The organism is Nitrospiria bacterium (assembly GCA_036397255.1).
GTDB lineage: Bacteria > Nitrospirota > Nitrospiria > DASWJH01 > DASWJH01 > DASWJH01.
Map to the genome: position 1 here is coordinate 23616 of DASWJH010000013.1, position 12549 is coordinate 36164.

The 12549-nt window shown below is 42.2% G+C and carries 17 protein-coding genes; 6 read left to right on the forward strand and 11 right to left on the reverse strand.

All coding sequences use genetic code 11. The annotated features are described in order from the left end of the window. Positions 1-2 precede the first annotated feature (2 nt). The 3 genes from VGB26_01790 to hypE all read left to right on the forward strand — a co-directional run bounded on the left by VGB26_01790 (position 3) and on the right by hypE (position 2756). Positions 3-263 carry a HypC/HybG/HupF family hydrogenase formation chaperone gene (locus tag VGB26_01790; GenBank protein ID HEX9756515.1) on the forward strand — a complete coding sequence of 87 codons (261 nt, stop codon included), beginning with the start codon at positions 3-5 and terminating at the stop codon, positions 261-263. 160 nt (positions 264-423) lie between these two features. Further along, the gene (gene hypD, locus VGB26_01795; protein HEX9756516.1) at positions 424-1557 is read left to right on the forward strand and encodes a hydrogenase formation protein HypD; all 1134 of its coding nucleotides are present in this window, start codon (positions 424-426) and stop codon (positions 1555-1557) included. Between the two features lie 143 nt (positions 1558-1700). Next, positions 1701-2756, forward strand: a complete 1056-nt coding sequence (hypE, locus tag VGB26_01800; protein ID HEX9756517.1) for a hydrogenase expression/formation protein HypE — start codon at positions 1701-1703, stop codon at positions 2754-2756. A gap of 159 nt (positions 2757-2915) precedes the next feature. Here the strand turns inward: hypE and VGB26_01805 are convergent, their stop codons facing one another. Genes VGB26_01805 through VGB26_01815 form a run of 3 tightly spaced genes read right to left on the reverse strand, consistent with a single transcriptional unit; the run spans position 2916 to position 4336 of the window. Then, positions 2916-3347 (reverse strand): response regulator, encoded by a 432-nt coding sequence (locus VGB26_01805; GenBank protein ID HEX9756518.1) that lies wholly within the window; start codon positions 3345-3347, stop codon positions 2916-2918. A gap of 3 nt (positions 3348-3350) precedes the next feature. Further along, positions 3351-4046: a PilZ domain-containing protein gene (locus VGB26_01810; GenBank protein HEX9756519.1), complete on the reverse strand. Its 696-nt coding sequence runs from the start codon at positions 4044-4046 to the stop codon at positions 3351-3353. Positions 4047-4087: 41 nt separating this feature from the next. Continuing rightward, positions 4088-4336, reverse strand: coding sequence for a hypothetical protein (locus tag VGB26_01815; GenBank protein ID HEX9756520.1), 249 nt, complete (start codon positions 4334-4336; stop codon positions 4088-4090). 88 nt (positions 4337-4424) lie between these two features. On the opposite strand from VGB26_01815, the gene VGB26_01820 reads away from it, so the two are divergent. Continuing rightward, positions 4425-4823 (forward strand): helix-turn-helix transcriptional regulator, encoded by a 399-nt coding sequence (locus tag VGB26_01820; GenBank protein ID HEX9756521.1) that lies wholly within the window; start codon positions 4425-4427, stop codon positions 4821-4823. Between the two features lie 252 nt (positions 4824-5075). On the opposite strand, the gene VGB26_01825 is transcribed toward VGB26_01820, so the two are convergent. Both VGB26_01825 and VGB26_01830 read right to left on the reverse strand, forming a co-directional pair. Further along, complete coding sequence (locus VGB26_01825) at positions 5076-5300, reverse strand: DUF4149 domain-containing protein (protein HEX9756522.1); 225 nt, start codon at positions 5298-5300, stop codon at positions 5076-5078. 14 nt (positions 5301-5314) lie between these two features. Continuing rightward, on the reverse strand, positions 5315-5752 hold the full coding sequence (locus tag VGB26_01830) for a CBS domain-containing protein (protein ID HEX9756523.1): 438 nt from the start codon (positions 5750-5752) through the stop codon (positions 5315-5317). 722 nt (positions 5753-6474) lie between these two features. Here VGB26_01830 and VGB26_01835 point away from each other — a divergent pair. Beyond that, on the forward strand, positions 6475-6774 hold the full coding sequence (locus VGB26_01835) for a DUF2934 domain-containing protein (GenBank protein ID HEX9756524.1): 300 nt from the start codon (positions 6475-6477) through the stop codon (positions 6772-6774). A 16-nt stretch (positions 6775-6790) separates the two neighbouring features. Here VGB26_01835 and VGB26_01840 read toward each other — a convergent pair whose 3' ends face one another. Both VGB26_01840 and VGB26_01845 read right to left on the reverse strand, forming a co-directional pair. Beyond that, a complete protein-coding gene (locus VGB26_01840) occupies positions 6791-7339 on the reverse strand; it encodes an O-acetyl-ADP-ribose deacetylase (protein HEX9756525.1) in 549 nt (182 codons plus the stop codon). After that, positions 7336-8130 carry a methyltransferase domain-containing protein gene (locus VGB26_01845; GenBank protein HEX9756526.1) on the reverse strand — a complete coding sequence of 265 codons (795 nt, stop codon included), beginning with the start codon at positions 8128-8130 and terminating at the stop codon, positions 7336-7338. The genes VGB26_01840 and VGB26_01845 overlap by 4 nt, the downstream gene beginning before the upstream one ends. 1168 nt (positions 8131-9298) lie before the next feature. Between VGB26_01845 and VGB26_01850 the strand changes: the two genes are divergently transcribed. Beyond that, a complete protein-coding gene (locus VGB26_01850) occupies positions 9299-9889 on the forward strand; it encodes a DNA-3-methyladenine glycosylase I (protein HEX9756527.1) in 591 nt (196 codons plus the stop codon). A 68-nt stretch (positions 9890-9957) separates the two neighbouring features. On the opposite strand, the gene VGB26_01855 is transcribed toward VGB26_01850, so the two are convergent. The 4 genes from VGB26_01855 to VGB26_01870 all read right to left on the reverse strand — a co-directional run bounded on the left by VGB26_01855 (position 9958) and on the right by VGB26_01870 (position 12386). Beyond that, positions 9958-10491 (reverse strand): dihydrofolate reductase family protein, encoded by a 534-nt coding sequence (locus tag VGB26_01855; protein HEX9756528.1) that lies wholly within the window; start codon positions 10489-10491, stop codon positions 9958-9960. A 97-nt stretch (positions 10492-10588) separates the two neighbouring features. Next, positions 10589-10876, reverse strand: coding sequence for a hypothetical protein (locus tag VGB26_01860; GenBank protein HEX9756529.1), 288 nt, complete (start codon positions 10874-10876; stop codon positions 10589-10591). A 198-nt stretch (positions 10877-11074) separates the two neighbouring features. Beyond that, positions 11075-11206 carry a hypothetical protein gene (locus tag VGB26_01865; protein HEX9756530.1) on the reverse strand — a complete coding sequence of 44 codons (132 nt, stop codon included), beginning with the start codon at positions 11204-11206 and terminating at the stop codon, positions 11075-11077. A gap of 811 nt (positions 11207-12017) precedes the next feature. Then, positions 12018-12386 carry a translation initiation factor Sui1 gene (locus tag VGB26_01870; protein ID HEX9756531.1) on the reverse strand — a complete coding sequence of 123 codons (369 nt, stop codon included), beginning with the start codon at positions 12384-12386 and terminating at the stop codon, positions 12018-12020. Positions 12387-12549: the final 163 nt, after the last annotated feature.

The following is a 12549-nucleotide window of genomic DNA, read 5'->3' on the forward strand; positions in this document are numbered from 1 at the left end:
AAATGTGCCTTGGAATCCCCGGGAAAATCATCAACATTCTTGACGATGGACCGTTGACGCGGACGGGAAAGGTCAGTTTCGGAGGGATTCTCAAAGAGATCAATTTGGCCTATACCCCTGAAGCATCCGTTGGCGATTATGTGATTGTCCATGCCGGTTTTTCGATAAGCAAAATAAATGAACAGGAAGCGAGCAGGGTATTTGATTATCTCGATCAAATGGGAGAAATTCAAGAATTAGATTCCGATAACCCGAAACCATAGACCTTTTGCTTCAATCCTACTCTTTAGAAAAGGGGCTAAGGAAGATCCTATAATCCTTAAATCTCCCCTAACCACTCTTTTCCAAAGAGGGGAATTATAGTGCTCTCCCCCTTTAGCAAAGGTGGATGAAGGGGGATTAAAAAATTAAGAGAAAAAACAAATGAAATTCCTTGATGAATATAGGAACGAAAAAGAAGTCCAACAATATGCGCAGCGGATTAGGACCATCACGACAAAACCCTGGACCATCATGGAGGTTTGCGGAGGACAAACCCACACCATTGTTAAATTCGGAATTGATGAACTCCTACCACCCTCTTTGGAATTGGTCCATGGTCCGGGCTGTCCTGTGTGTGTCACTCCAGTTGAACTCATCGAAAAAGCCATCCGGATTTCCTTAATGCCCGATGTGGTTCTTTGTTCTTTTGGGGATATGCTTCGAGTTCCCGGGGCAAAAGGAGACCTCTTCTCCGCAAAGGCAAAAGGGGCAGAGGTGAGAGTGGTCTACTCCCCCTTAGACGCCTTATCACTTGCCGAGAAATTTCCCCAAAAACAGGTTGTTTTTTTTGCCGTCGGTTTTGAAACCACTGCCCCGGCCACGGCCATGGCCGTCTATCAGGCAAAACAAAAAAGCATTCTTAATTTTTCTCTTTTAGTTTCCCATGTCAACGTTCCCCCTGCAATGGAGTCCATCCTGTCCTCTCCCAACAACCGGGTGCAAGGTTTCTTAGCGGCTGGGCATGTCTGTACAATTATGGGTTATGAAGAATATGAACCGATTTCAAACAAATACAACGTTCCTATCGTCGTTACAGGTTTTGAACCCCTGGATATTCTCCAAGGGGTATACATGTGCGTTAAGCAGTTGGAGGAAGCCCGCGCTCACACTGAAAACCAATATACCCGTTCGGTTCAGCGGAAGGGAAACCGCCCGGCCCAAAAAATTCTTCAGGAGGTCTTCAAAGTGGTTTCAAGAAAATGGCGGGGAGTCGGGCAGATCCCAAAAAGTGGTCTTGGTTTTCAGGAGCCCTTTGAGAGCTTCGATGCCGAAAAACGGTTTCAGGTTGAAGGATTTCATCTGGAAGAACCCACTGAATGTATCAGCGGATTAATTTTACAGGGGATCAAAAAACCCCCTGAATGTTCTTGCTTTGGGAAAAGCTGTACTCCGGAGCATCCTTTGGGTGCAACCATGGTTTCTTCCGAAGGCGCGTGTGCCGCATATTATAAATACCGGAAGAATGAAGTTCCTCGCGTCCAGAGCGTAGAGTATCTAAAAACCCCTCTCCCTTAATCTCTCCCCCTTTGAGGGGGGTAAGGTGGGGGATAAATCTTTCTCCTGGTTTCCCGCTTCCGCGGGAATGACGCGAAAAGCCTCGGTGTATTTTAACTGAATTAAGATAAAATGGTTTATTCAAAAACAGAGGAGTTTTAGGAATGAAATCCCCACAACCTTTTTCCATCAACTGCCCCCTACCCGTATCCGACTACCCCAATCTGCTCTTGGCCCATGGGGGTGGCGGAATACTCACCCATCAACTGATCGAAAAAATGTTTCTACCCGGGTTTAAAAACGAATTTATAACCCAACGGCATGATTCCGCCGTTCTTCCCCTTAAGGGAATAAATGTTGCCTTTACCACCGATTCCTATGTGGTCAATCCTCTTTTCTTTCCAGGTGGAGACATCGGGTCACTTTCGGTTTACGGAACGGTCAATGACTTGGCCATGAGCGGAGCGCGGCCGATGTTTTTAAGCCTGGGTTTAATAATCGAAGAAGGGTTAGACATGCAAACCCTCTGGAAAGTGGTTCAATCCATTCGTGAAGCAGGAAAGAAAACCGGTATTCAAATCGTCACTGGGGATACCAAAGTCGTAGACAAAGGAAAAGGGGACCAACTGTTTATTAATACCTCAGGAATAGGACTCATTGAGCACGGCCAAACCATAGGCCCCTCCCAGGTTCAACCCGGCGATTTAATCCTCCTAAGCGGGGACATTGGACGACATGGCATTGCCATCATGGCGATTCGGGAAGGATTAGAGTTTGAAACCTCCATTGAATCCGACTCCGCCCCACTCTCCCCAATGGTATTAGACCTTCTTTCTCATGATGTGGAAATTCACTGTATGAGGGATTTAACCCGTGGGGGACTGGCGAGCGCCCTCAATGAAATCTCCCGTGTTGCACACCGTGGAATAATGACGGATGAGAAGAAAATTCCCTTTCGTGAAGATGTAAAAGGGGCATGTGAGATTTTAGGGTTTGACCCTCTTTACGTTGCCAACGAGGGCCGTTTTGTGGCTTTTGTTCCTCCCCGGGATGCCGAACGCGCGCTTGCCGTTATGCGGTCACACCCATTGGGGAAAGGAGCTTCGATCATTGGATGGGTTGAAGAAAAATCAGAACCCTTGGTTAAATTGAAAAGCTCAGTGGGAACCACCCGGTTGGTTGAAATGCTCAGCGGTGAGCAATTACCGCGTATCTGCTAACTATTAGAGGGTCTTTTTTAAAAATGACATTCTCTATTTAATTAAAGCTTGAAATTAAAACTCTAGAAAGCGGAATTTTTTGGATTTGAAAATTTTCTTTTATGGCCTTGATCATGGTAACAAGGCAAAAGGGTTTGCGGCGAATCCTCCCCGGCTGTGTCAAACCTTCCCAATCTGAACGTTCTTTGTCATCACTGTCCGCAAAATCTTTTTTAGTTTTCGGATTTTCAAAGGTTTTTCTACTATCGCGTCAATGTGGTGATCTTTTGAATAGAGGCAGTAATTGGTCGTGCCCGTGTCTCCTGTAATAAGGACCTTTGCCATATGGAGCGATGTATTATTGAGCAGTTTGATCAGATCCAATCCAGTCAAATTACCCCGTAATTTCTCATCTACGATCATCAGATCGATTCTCCATCGGCAAATGACTTGAATTGCCTCATCCAACGAAGGTACCGGATAGATCACGATCGCCCGGAGGTTTATCTGATCGGAAACTGTGTCAATTGCTTCACCCAACGTATGTGCTAGATTAATATCGTCTTCAGCGATAAGGATAGATCGATGCATTACTTGGTGAATTTTTCTCATCTTTTAAGATTTCTTCGTGAAAATATGAACAAATTCGAGTATACGTTTTTTATCTTCAGGTGAAATTCTTTTGAATTCAATTCCCATTCCAGGAAAAAAAATGGTACGTTCCATCTTGGTCCGGTTCCAGACCACCTTACCTGAAGCGTATACTGGTTCAGTTGGCCTATAAGGCAGTTTAATTTCAAGATCAAGGAGACTCCCAATAGGATAGGGAGATCGCGACTCAATGAAAAGTCCACCACCTCCGATTGTGCCACTAATCCCTTCAAATGTGGTCCCCTTTCCATAGGTAAACTTCAGCTGTAGGGCCGCGTTTACCCGAGTCTCACTGCGTCTTAGGTCGGGATGGATGAGAGGGGCTACGAACGTAGCCAGAAGTTCATCGACTGAGATGATTCGGAGGATTTCTTGGTTCTCATTCCGAATAGCAAAATTTTGACCTGTTGCATCCACTTCGATTGTATAACCCAGGAATAGATTTGAATGGAACTCCATTTTTTTTGACCTCCTTGTTTTAGAGACTAGGTAACTCATCTGGTAACCCCTTGTATAATGCTTTTCGGTGTATTCGATCAGCTCTCCCATGAATAACCACCGGCGTTGCATGACCGTGCTGGTTGGCGTTCGCCGGATAGCTACGGCCTGCTGGTTCGTTCGCTGGCCCGGCATGGGATCTGACCACGCAATGTCGGACATGCTTCATGGCAGCCGCTTACGCCGCTGTCATCTGTCCCCAACTACCTCCCCGGCCACAAATGCCCCTCCGGCTTTCCTAAAAGCCGGGAAATGGCCCAGCGGATCTTCCGCGCCGAAGGCCCCGGCCCTCGCTCCCCCCTTAGCACCTTTCCCATCAAGTTATAGTCAACCGGCTCATTGAGCTGCTTTTCCACCGCCAGCTTGAGGTCATACTTCAGGCTCAGGTACCCCTTCTCGTAAATAAGGGCCTTCCGCCACGCGTAAATTGCCTTTTGATTTTTAAATTTCATATATGGTAGGTTGTCCTTAAAGGGACAATGAAGATTATAATCATTTACTAATAATTGTCAATACAAAATTTAGGTATTGCTAATATTTATGGATCTGGATCGGGAGAGGGTCATTAACCGGATCGAGCGGTTGGTGAAAGCGGCTTTTGGGGTTGGTTGGGGTTCATTAAAGGCGGCTTCAGAATCTTTAAATATTCCATCAGGGGTTCTATTAGGATATTTTAAAAGAAGAAGTCTGCCGGATGCTGAAAACCTTTACAAAATAGCTCAGGGACTTGGGGTAACGGTTGATTTCCTGCTGACCGGCGACGACCCGGACATCGCGTCCTTAGTAAAGGAAAGCGAGGTAATATACGGGTTTAAATTAACGCTTGAGGAAAGGAAGGTTATCAAGCTATGGCGCAACGCGTCTGGAAAAGGGAAGGAGGTGGCGAAGCGGATCCTAGAATCGGAGCAAATCAAACCCACCAAACAAAAAAAAACCTAAAAGCTGGATGATCCTCGCTGCGGCCTTAGGGTTGAGGATAATAGATAGTAAGAGACTGAAATATTTATAGGAAGAGTAAATAATAGCGGGTATTGGCGGCTTAGAAGGTGTTTTTTGAGGCTAAAAGGGAGGTTATGAAGAACGGTTGTCACCCCTCACACTGTTATAAAAGCCTTTTTGAGGGTGAAAAGGATGATTTAATGCATCGAAAACGGTCTTATTCTTGATTTTGTATTTCCTCCATTCAGTCCTTTAGGCTGGTTCGACACTGCCCGCAAATACAGTTACTGTCACCAACAAAATTCCTACACCTGCCCAGCCCACAACTCGGTACCGTTTTCCAACTGCTCGGACCAGGTTTGGTCGATTAGATGGAGAAAGCCCTTCACGGACAGCGGGCATCAGAACAAAAGAAAAAAAGATCATGCTTCCCGTCCAGATTATCGCAGCAAGCAAATGAATAAATTGCAGGATCACTGAGGAGGAAAAAATTATGGCCAGTATTTGGCAGTGGATTTAATGTAACCCAGCAAAACATCTCTCCGCGCAACAATTCCCACCAGATGGCCATTATGAACCACCGGAACACGAATCAGGTGTTTGTTTTGGAGAATGTCACAGATTTCTTTTGCAGGTGTATCATACTGAACCACCTGGACGTCTTTTGACATCACTTCAGAAACCAGAACATCAGCCAAATTTCGCTCTTCCCTAAGCAAGTCGAGCAAGTCATATTCGCTAATAATTCCTAACAACCGATTTTGATCATCCACTACAGGAAGGCTGCCAAAACCGCCCTTTGTCAATTGCGAAGCCGCATACCTGCAACTATCGGTGGGCTGAATCGTCACCACGTTCCATTCCATTAACACATCTGCGGGGAGGGTCTTAAACTCCCGCTGTGTTGAAAGATACTCCACACGTCTCATTTTAAACCTCCTTTATGCCTAAGCATCCTTTAAAAAACCATGGCTTTTTCTCTATTAAAAATCAATATTCAATTAACATGCCCTTGTCCCCATAAATCTTATAACTATTTAAAATAATTAAAATTTAATGATTCAAACGGGGATCTGATTTTCAAAAAAAAACCGAATTTGTGGAAATTTGCCCCACCTCATGGCAAAAGGAGGGGGGCTATTTGTCTGAAATTTAGGGCTTCAAAGATTTTATTACCCCTTCCCACTGTAGCGCCCCACAAATAACTTGAAATTTTAGGCTGTCATTTCGGCAATTACCCCCCAGCGGGAATGACGTGACGGCCTTAATTTTTTCAAGGTATTTATAAAACCCACACCAGTTAAGTTTTTTCCTTCTTTGTTTTGTTTTCTTTTTTTTAAAAACCCCCATTCATGTTCATTTAATGTTCCTATTTTATAATAAGCTTGAAAATCAGGATCGGGAGGAACCCGGGGGCCACGGACTGGGTGTGGGAATTGTGCAGGATATTGTGGACCAATATTCCGGAAGTATAAAGTTTGGAAAATCCAAAAAATGGGGGGGGGTTTTTCGTTCTGGTTAAGATCCCAACCTTAAAATAATAATCCGGGGGAAAAATTAACGTTTTATCTCCTCCTATCTGATAACCGTTGACAATTTTTTGGTTTAATATAATATATCAACTGGTCAATTCTAAAAAAAGGAGGATGCCATGAATGGCCAATTAGACGTTGTTCAAATCGTTCGAGAAAAAATAACCAAAAAAGCGTATGAGGTCTATGAGCTAAAAGGAAATATCCCGGGCCACGAACTCGAGGATTGGTTGGAAGGAGAAAGGTTAGTGTTTACTGAACTTTTATTTCCAGCTCCAGCCAAAAAACAAAAGGCACCAGCCAAAAAAAAGACTATGGCTCAAACAAACGCGAAAACCCCATCCGATACAAGGTCCAAAAAAAGAGGAGCTTCAATTCCTAAAGCGGATAAACCGACTTTTTTTTCACCTTTCTGGTAGATGCAGCTACTCCCATTCAATTTCCTGAATTTTTTGATATCAGCACCTGTAAGGCATCCGAATAGGCTTTGAAGGCTCTTTCCCCGAACAGAACAAAACGGACCTGTTCAATTTCTGGGTGTTCCTTTATATATTCTATGACCGTTTTCAAAGCCAATTGGGCTGCCAACTCTAATGGGTATCCATAGGCCCCTGTGCTAATAGAAGGAAAAGAAATGGTTTTAATTTGATGCTGCGAGGCAAGTTTTAAGGAGTTCCGATAGGCACTCGCCAAAAACTCTGCTTCCTTTCCTTTACCATCCTTATAAAACGGGCCCACGGTATGAATCACATATTGGACTTTTAACCTTCCTCCCGTGGTTATCCGGGCTTCACCTGTAGGACAGCCCCCTATTTTTTTGCATTCCTCCAAAATTTTTGGACCTCCCACACGATGAATCGCACCATCCACTCCCCCACCCCCCAGGAGGGTTGTATTCGCCGCATTGACAATGGCATCGGTATTCTGCTGGGTAATATCCCCTTCAACACACTCAATGGTAGATTGACTTATTTTGACTTTCATTTCTTTTTTCCCCAGGTGGAAAAAGTTGCATAATAGGTTGCCCAGAAAGAGAGTTCATCACAAAGTTTTATATAAAGGTCCACATCCTTGGAAAGGGTTTTTCCCGTTTTTAATAAAGGTTCTCTCAAATACTCAACGGATCTTTTCATGATTTGAGAAACCCCGGATCCACCTTTGGACATAAAAGCAGAAACATCCGTACCCAAATTCTGAAGACCGTGGTTTTGAAAAAGAGATGGTACCTTTCGGCCCATTCGCCATTGGATCCCCATCGATTGATATAATTCCTTAATAGCTTCCGATATTCGGGTAAACGTTCTTCCCCAATCATCCTCAAAATTTGAAGGAAAGGCTATTCCGAAATCAGGTTCCTCCAATAAAATCCAACCTCCAGGTTTTAGTGAATGATTCAAAATGGAAAGGGCCCTCTGATATTCAGGGATATGCATCACCACATACCTCCCATGGATCATATCAAAACTTTCTGGTTTAAGTTTCGAATCCAAGATGTTCATTTTTTGAATAGTTAAATTGGATGCTTTTGTTTGGGCCGCAAACCGGATGTCCAAATCAATCGCGGTAACCTGCCCTTTAGGACCGACTTTTTCCAGCATCCAGTTCATGACGGAACCTGCCCCGGGACCTAACTCGAGGCATTCCATGCCAGATTGTATCCCTAGCTGATGGAGGAGGTGAAATGTTTTAGGGTCAAACTCCCGTTCAATGAGGCGCAACCTTTCCCATTCTTGTTTCTCGGTTGTATCCGCAAATACGTATTTTTCTTTTTTCATCTCTTTTTTATTTTTTCTTCATAGTTCTTGCTTCCTTTCGGAAATCGGTTACTCCTATTTCATTTTCAACCCGTTCATTTGTAAAAAAAGGTCGGTTTAATTAAACAGTTTTTAACTTCCTTCCTTTTCAATTACCTGTTATCCTTAAAGGCAATATTGGTTTAAAAAGGGTCCGGGTTTATGGAGAAAGAAGAAAAACTATTTCTAAAAATTTCCAAAAAACTTGAAAAGGAGAACCGTTCTGTCCGCCCTGGCAAAATGATGTCTTCCCCCGGGATCAAATACAAAGACAAAGTGTTTGCATTTTATCACAAAAAGCAAATGGTATTCAGACTGGGGAAGGGTTTTGATCCGAATTCATTTAAAATCAAAAAATATAGTCTACTCAACCCTTTTAAAAATAAAGCTCCCATGTCAGGGTGGTTTGAAATACCTTTTTCCGAACAGACCAAATGGGAAATCCTGGCAAGGGACGCCTTACGAAACCTATTCCCGAAAAATTAATTCTTTTTAACATATTTCTGTTTTTTATAAAAGTGATAACCCATTTTCGTAAGATTTTTAAGTTCCTTAAAAAGGACCCGATCAATGGTTTTGAAGTTGAAGCAATGGTTTTGAAGTTGAAGCAATACTTTCCATGCATCCGCTTCCGAAGTGAGTCTGATATTATTTTTAGAATCCTGGGATCTACATAAACAGGCATGAGATGAAAACTGACATAACTTTTTCGGGTTTGAACTGCCCCAAAAAAGAGGGGTTTCTTATTCTCCAAGATATGAAAAGTATCCAAATAGATATTCCCTGGCCCATCTTCTTTGCAGTCTAATACCCTCTTGTAGGGAAGCATTATTCTTCGCAGTATCCGAAAAACCGGTGTCAGTTGCTTATTTTGAACCATTGGAGTTGCTCAAAAGGTCGCGGGACATAGAAAGGTCATCTGTTTTAATTTTGATTAGATTTTTTATAAAAAAAAATTCTAAATCCTCATTTTTAAAAGTTAATTTTTGCCCTGCTCAACTATATCCCTCAATGGGTATGTAAAGACATTCCAATGGACAAACCATTTAAAAAAGGTTCTGCTTATATAAGCATTGATTATGAAAACCCACCCATGTTATAGAACATAATTCAAAAATAGACCCTATCATTTCTTTAAAGTGGAAAAAAGATGAATCACCGCTGCGGCTGGGTAACGGAAGATCCGCTTTATATCGAATATCATGATCAGGAATGGGGCGTACCCGTTTTTGATGATCGGAAACTGTTTGAATTTCTGATTCTCGAATCTTTTCAGGCAGGTTTAAGTTGGTTGACGATCTTAAAAAAAAGGAGAAACTTTACAAAATCGTTTAGCCATTTTAACCCCAAAAAAGTTGCACAATACAGCAAGAAACAGTTTGATGAATTAATGGCCAATGCTGGGATTATACGGAACAGGTTAAAAATTGAGGCTGCCATTAATAATTCAAGACAATTTTTGAATATTCAAGAAGAATTTGGAAGTTTTTCCAATTACAGTTGGGAATTTGTGGATAAACAACCCATTCAGAACCGATGGAAAAACCTAAAGCAGGTTCCCGCAACAACCAAAGAATCTGACGCTTTCAGCATGGACCTCAAAAAAAGAGGCTTTAAATTTATGGGATCAACTGTTGTTTATGCCCACATGCAGGCCGTAGGGATGGTCAATGATCACACGATCAACTGTTTTCGGTATAAGGAGGTCACTAAAATCTCAAGGAAAAACCAACAGAAATAAAAAAGCGGAGAATTTAACACCAGGAATTACGGGAGTCCGGTACCAGCGGGCTAACCTCAATGAATGGTTCATAAACCGTCTTCTTTTATATATCGGAGTTGAACAATTCCATTTGGGTAAAATTTAGGGTCAACCATTTTTATTTTTTCCAATGAGCCTTTTGGGGCAAAGAGGGAGATCCCCCCGCAAAGAAAGATAGGAATGATCGAAATAATATATTCTGTGATGAGTCTTTCCGCTCTGAAAGAAGAGGCTAATTTTCCACCCCCCACTAACCATACCCGCAGTAGCCCATGTTTTATAATTTCCTCCTTAAAATCACAAGGTTCACCTGAAAAAATAGTGACCTCTGGCTCTTGTGTTTTGAAGCTGCGTTTGGAAAACACCCAACAGGGTTTATGGGGATAAGGCCATTCACCAATCGCCAGAACCTGTTCATAGGTTTTGCTTCCCATAACAAGCCCATCAACGGATCCATAAAAGCGCTGGTATCCGTAGTCTTCTCCAGTATTTTCAAAGGGGGATAGCCATCGAACACCACCATCAGGGGTCGCAATAAACCCGTCGAGGCTAGTGGCCACATAATAGATAATCTCTGACATGGCGTTCACTTCTGCTTACAAACGGCTCCTGTTCCTAACCATTTTTTTAAGAGACCTATTACTTTCTTCCCCGGTATTTTTACCAACGGCAACAAAATCATTTCAACATCTTTCCTAATTTTTCTTTATCATCTTCCGTCGGTTTATGGTTCAAATCATAAATAATAGCGGCCAATTCCCGAACAGCAGGTGGGGCCGATTTATCTTCCATAATTTCGGTCAGCTTCTTTTTATCTGATGAAGAGGGCTTATGGTTTAGGTTAAGCATGACATTCGCCAAGGTCCGCTCCCAATTTGAAGCAGATTTATCTTTAATCATTTTTTCAAGCGTGGCTTTTTCAGAAGAACTTGGACTATGGTTTAAGTGAATCATAATATCAGCCATTTCATGGACCCCTTTACTCATGGATGATTTCTCTGACCCCGCAAATCCAAGCTGTCCCCCTGAGAAGACCAAGAAAGCGAACAGAGCAAATAGGAACAATTGTTTCTTCATCATACACCTCCTTTAGATTGCCTAAAACACCTTGAAAGGTTAAATACTTTTTCCCAAAAAAAAAAGAACAATCCTTTTCCTTAATTTTCAACCCTCATTGGCATTGGAATATTCTTTCTGTAGTTCAATGAAGCATTGTTCACATACATCCTGATAAGATGTCCGTTGATCATATAAAGTCACCGGGACTTCTTTTCCACATTGATGGCATAAATACATTATTTCTCCTTTATCATTTAAAAAAAACAGGCCGAAAAAAAATAAAAAGCTCTGTCGAAAAAATTACACCCCCTTGAATTTGGTAAAACCCAGGAGATGAATTCAATAATGGACTCTCTAATGAAACCCTCTTGGTCTGAGTGGACCCGAATACCATTTCGGTTGGGCTCGGGAACTCTAACCACCAATGAGTTTCAAATTAAGGGGTAGAAATTGAATTCAAATGATAAGGAAGAAAGGAGGGGGTCTAATAAAAAACCAAAAATGATCGGTTTGACCAGTGCGGTTTCCTGTAAAAATGGCCTGTGGTTCAAAACTTGGGAATAAAACTGGGATCAGGGTTTGACCTGAGGAATGAACAAAGGTTGCGGAAGAACACGTGCCATTACAAAAATTAGATAAATGCTGTGAAGCAAGGCGTGTTGGTTTCCCAGCGGTCAAGGGGTTCTCCACCCATTCGAAATTTATTGGTCCCGAAAGAAAAAGAAAAACGCCGGTTAAGCAAAGAGCGGTTTGTTTTAAGTTCAAAGTTATTTTTTTCAATTTATCAACCAATTTCCAATTTTTAAGAGTCTTTTTATTCTTATTTAAAAAAATAAAGCCCTATCATATTTTTTTAGACCTTTTTATGTCAAGTTTTTTTTTAAAGTTTAAAGGGGAAGAAATGCTGAAGTAATTAGAATTTACTAATTTTTTTAAGGCATGTAATATTAATTATAAAAACAAAGGGTATCTTTTCACGTTTGATGTGATCTTAAAAAAAGTAAATCCTATGTTCTGCTAAACGGGTCCCTTTCGAGTGCCCAAGGGTTTAACCCCCAGAGCGTTTTACGGTCCAACCCTGTTTCTTAAGCTCATCCACCAACCGATCACGGTGATCGCCCTGAATCTCAATGACACCTTCTTTGACCGTCCCTCCAGAACCACACTTTTTCTTTAGCTGTTTTCCAAGATTTATAAGCTCAGAATAAGCAAGGGGTACCCCCGTAATAATGGTCACACCTTTTCCCTTACGTCCTTTAGTTTCCCTTCCCACCCGAACAACCCCATCTCCTTTAGCGGTTGACCTACCCCGACCACACACACATAAGCTCTTTGGTTTGCTGCAAGCGGGACACATTTTCCCATGCTCAGTGGAATAAACAAGACCGCTATCCTCTCTAGCTCCTTTTGCTTTCATCTGTTGGCTTTTCTTCTTAAAAAATTGGGTCTTCGTGTAATCGAGTGGGTAAAAATTGTTAAAAAGTGTTTAAGGTCCATACAGGGCAAGGGTCAAGTCAAAGTCATTCTGTGGTTGAAGCCTTTGAAGTATTAGAGGTTCCTGCAAAATCCAGTTCGTCATT

Bases quoted from the DNA above. Each gene is read 5' to 3' on its own strand.
- VGB26_01850 (HEX9756527.1), top strand. From the start codon at position 9,299: ATGAATCACCGCTGCGGCTGGGTAACGGAAGATCCGCTTTATATCGAA.
- VGB26_01805 (HEX9756518.1), bottom strand. From the start codon at position 3,347: ATGAGAAAAATTCACCAAGTAATGCATCGATCTATCCTTATCGCTGAA.
- VGB26_01870 (HEX9756531.1), bottom strand. From the start codon at position 12,386: ATGAAAGCAAAAGGAGCTAGAGAGGATAGCGGTCTTGTTTATTCCACT.
- hypE (HEX9756517.1), top strand. From the start codon at position 1,701: ATGAAATCCCCACAACCTTTTTCCATCAACTGCCCCCTACCCGTATCC.
- hypD (HEX9756516.1), top strand. From the start codon at position 424: ATGAAATTCCTTGATGAATATAGGAACGAAAAAGAAGTCCAACAATAT.
- VGB26_01845 (HEX9756526.1), bottom strand. From the start codon at position 8,130: ATGAAAAAAGAAAAATACGTATTTGCGGATACAACCGAGAAACAAGAA.
- VGB26_01840 (HEX9756525.1), bottom strand. From the start codon at position 7,339: ATGAAAGTCAAAATAAGTCAATCTACCATTGAGTGTGTTGAAGGGGAT.
- VGB26_01790 (HEX9756515.1), top strand. From the start codon at position 3: ATGTGCCTTGGAATCCCCGGGAAAATCATCAACATTCTTGACGATGGA.
- VGB26_01810 (HEX9756519.1), bottom strand. From the start codon at position 4,046: ATGTCCGACATTGCGTGGTCAGATCCCATGCCGGGCCAGCGAACGAAC.
- VGB26_01820 (HEX9756521.1), top strand. From the start codon at position 4,425: ATGGATCTGGATCGGGAGAGGGTCATTAACCGGATCGAGCGGTTGGTG.
- VGB26_01835 (HEX9756524.1), top strand. From the start codon at position 6,475: ATGAATGGCCAATTAGACGTTGTTCAAATCGTTCGAGAAAAAATAACC.
- VGB26_01830 (HEX9756523.1), bottom strand. From the start codon at position 5,752: ATGAGACGTGTGGAGTATCTTTCAACACAGCGGGAGTTTAAGACCCTC.
- VGB26_01865 (HEX9756530.1), bottom strand. From the start codon at position 11,206: ATGTATTTATGCCATCAATGTGGAAAAGAAGTCCCGGTGACTTTATAT.
- VGB26_01815 (HEX9756520.1), bottom strand. From the start codon at position 4,336: ATGAAATTTAAAAATCAAAAGGCAATTTACGCGTGGCGGAAGGCCCTT.
- VGB26_01855 (HEX9756528.1), bottom strand. From the start codon at position 10,491: ATGTCAGAGATTATCTATTATGTGGCCACTAGCCTCGACGGGTTTATT.
- VGB26_01860 (HEX9756529.1), bottom strand. From the start codon at position 10,876: ATGGCTGATATTATGATTCACTTAAACCATAGTCCAAGTTCTTCTGAA.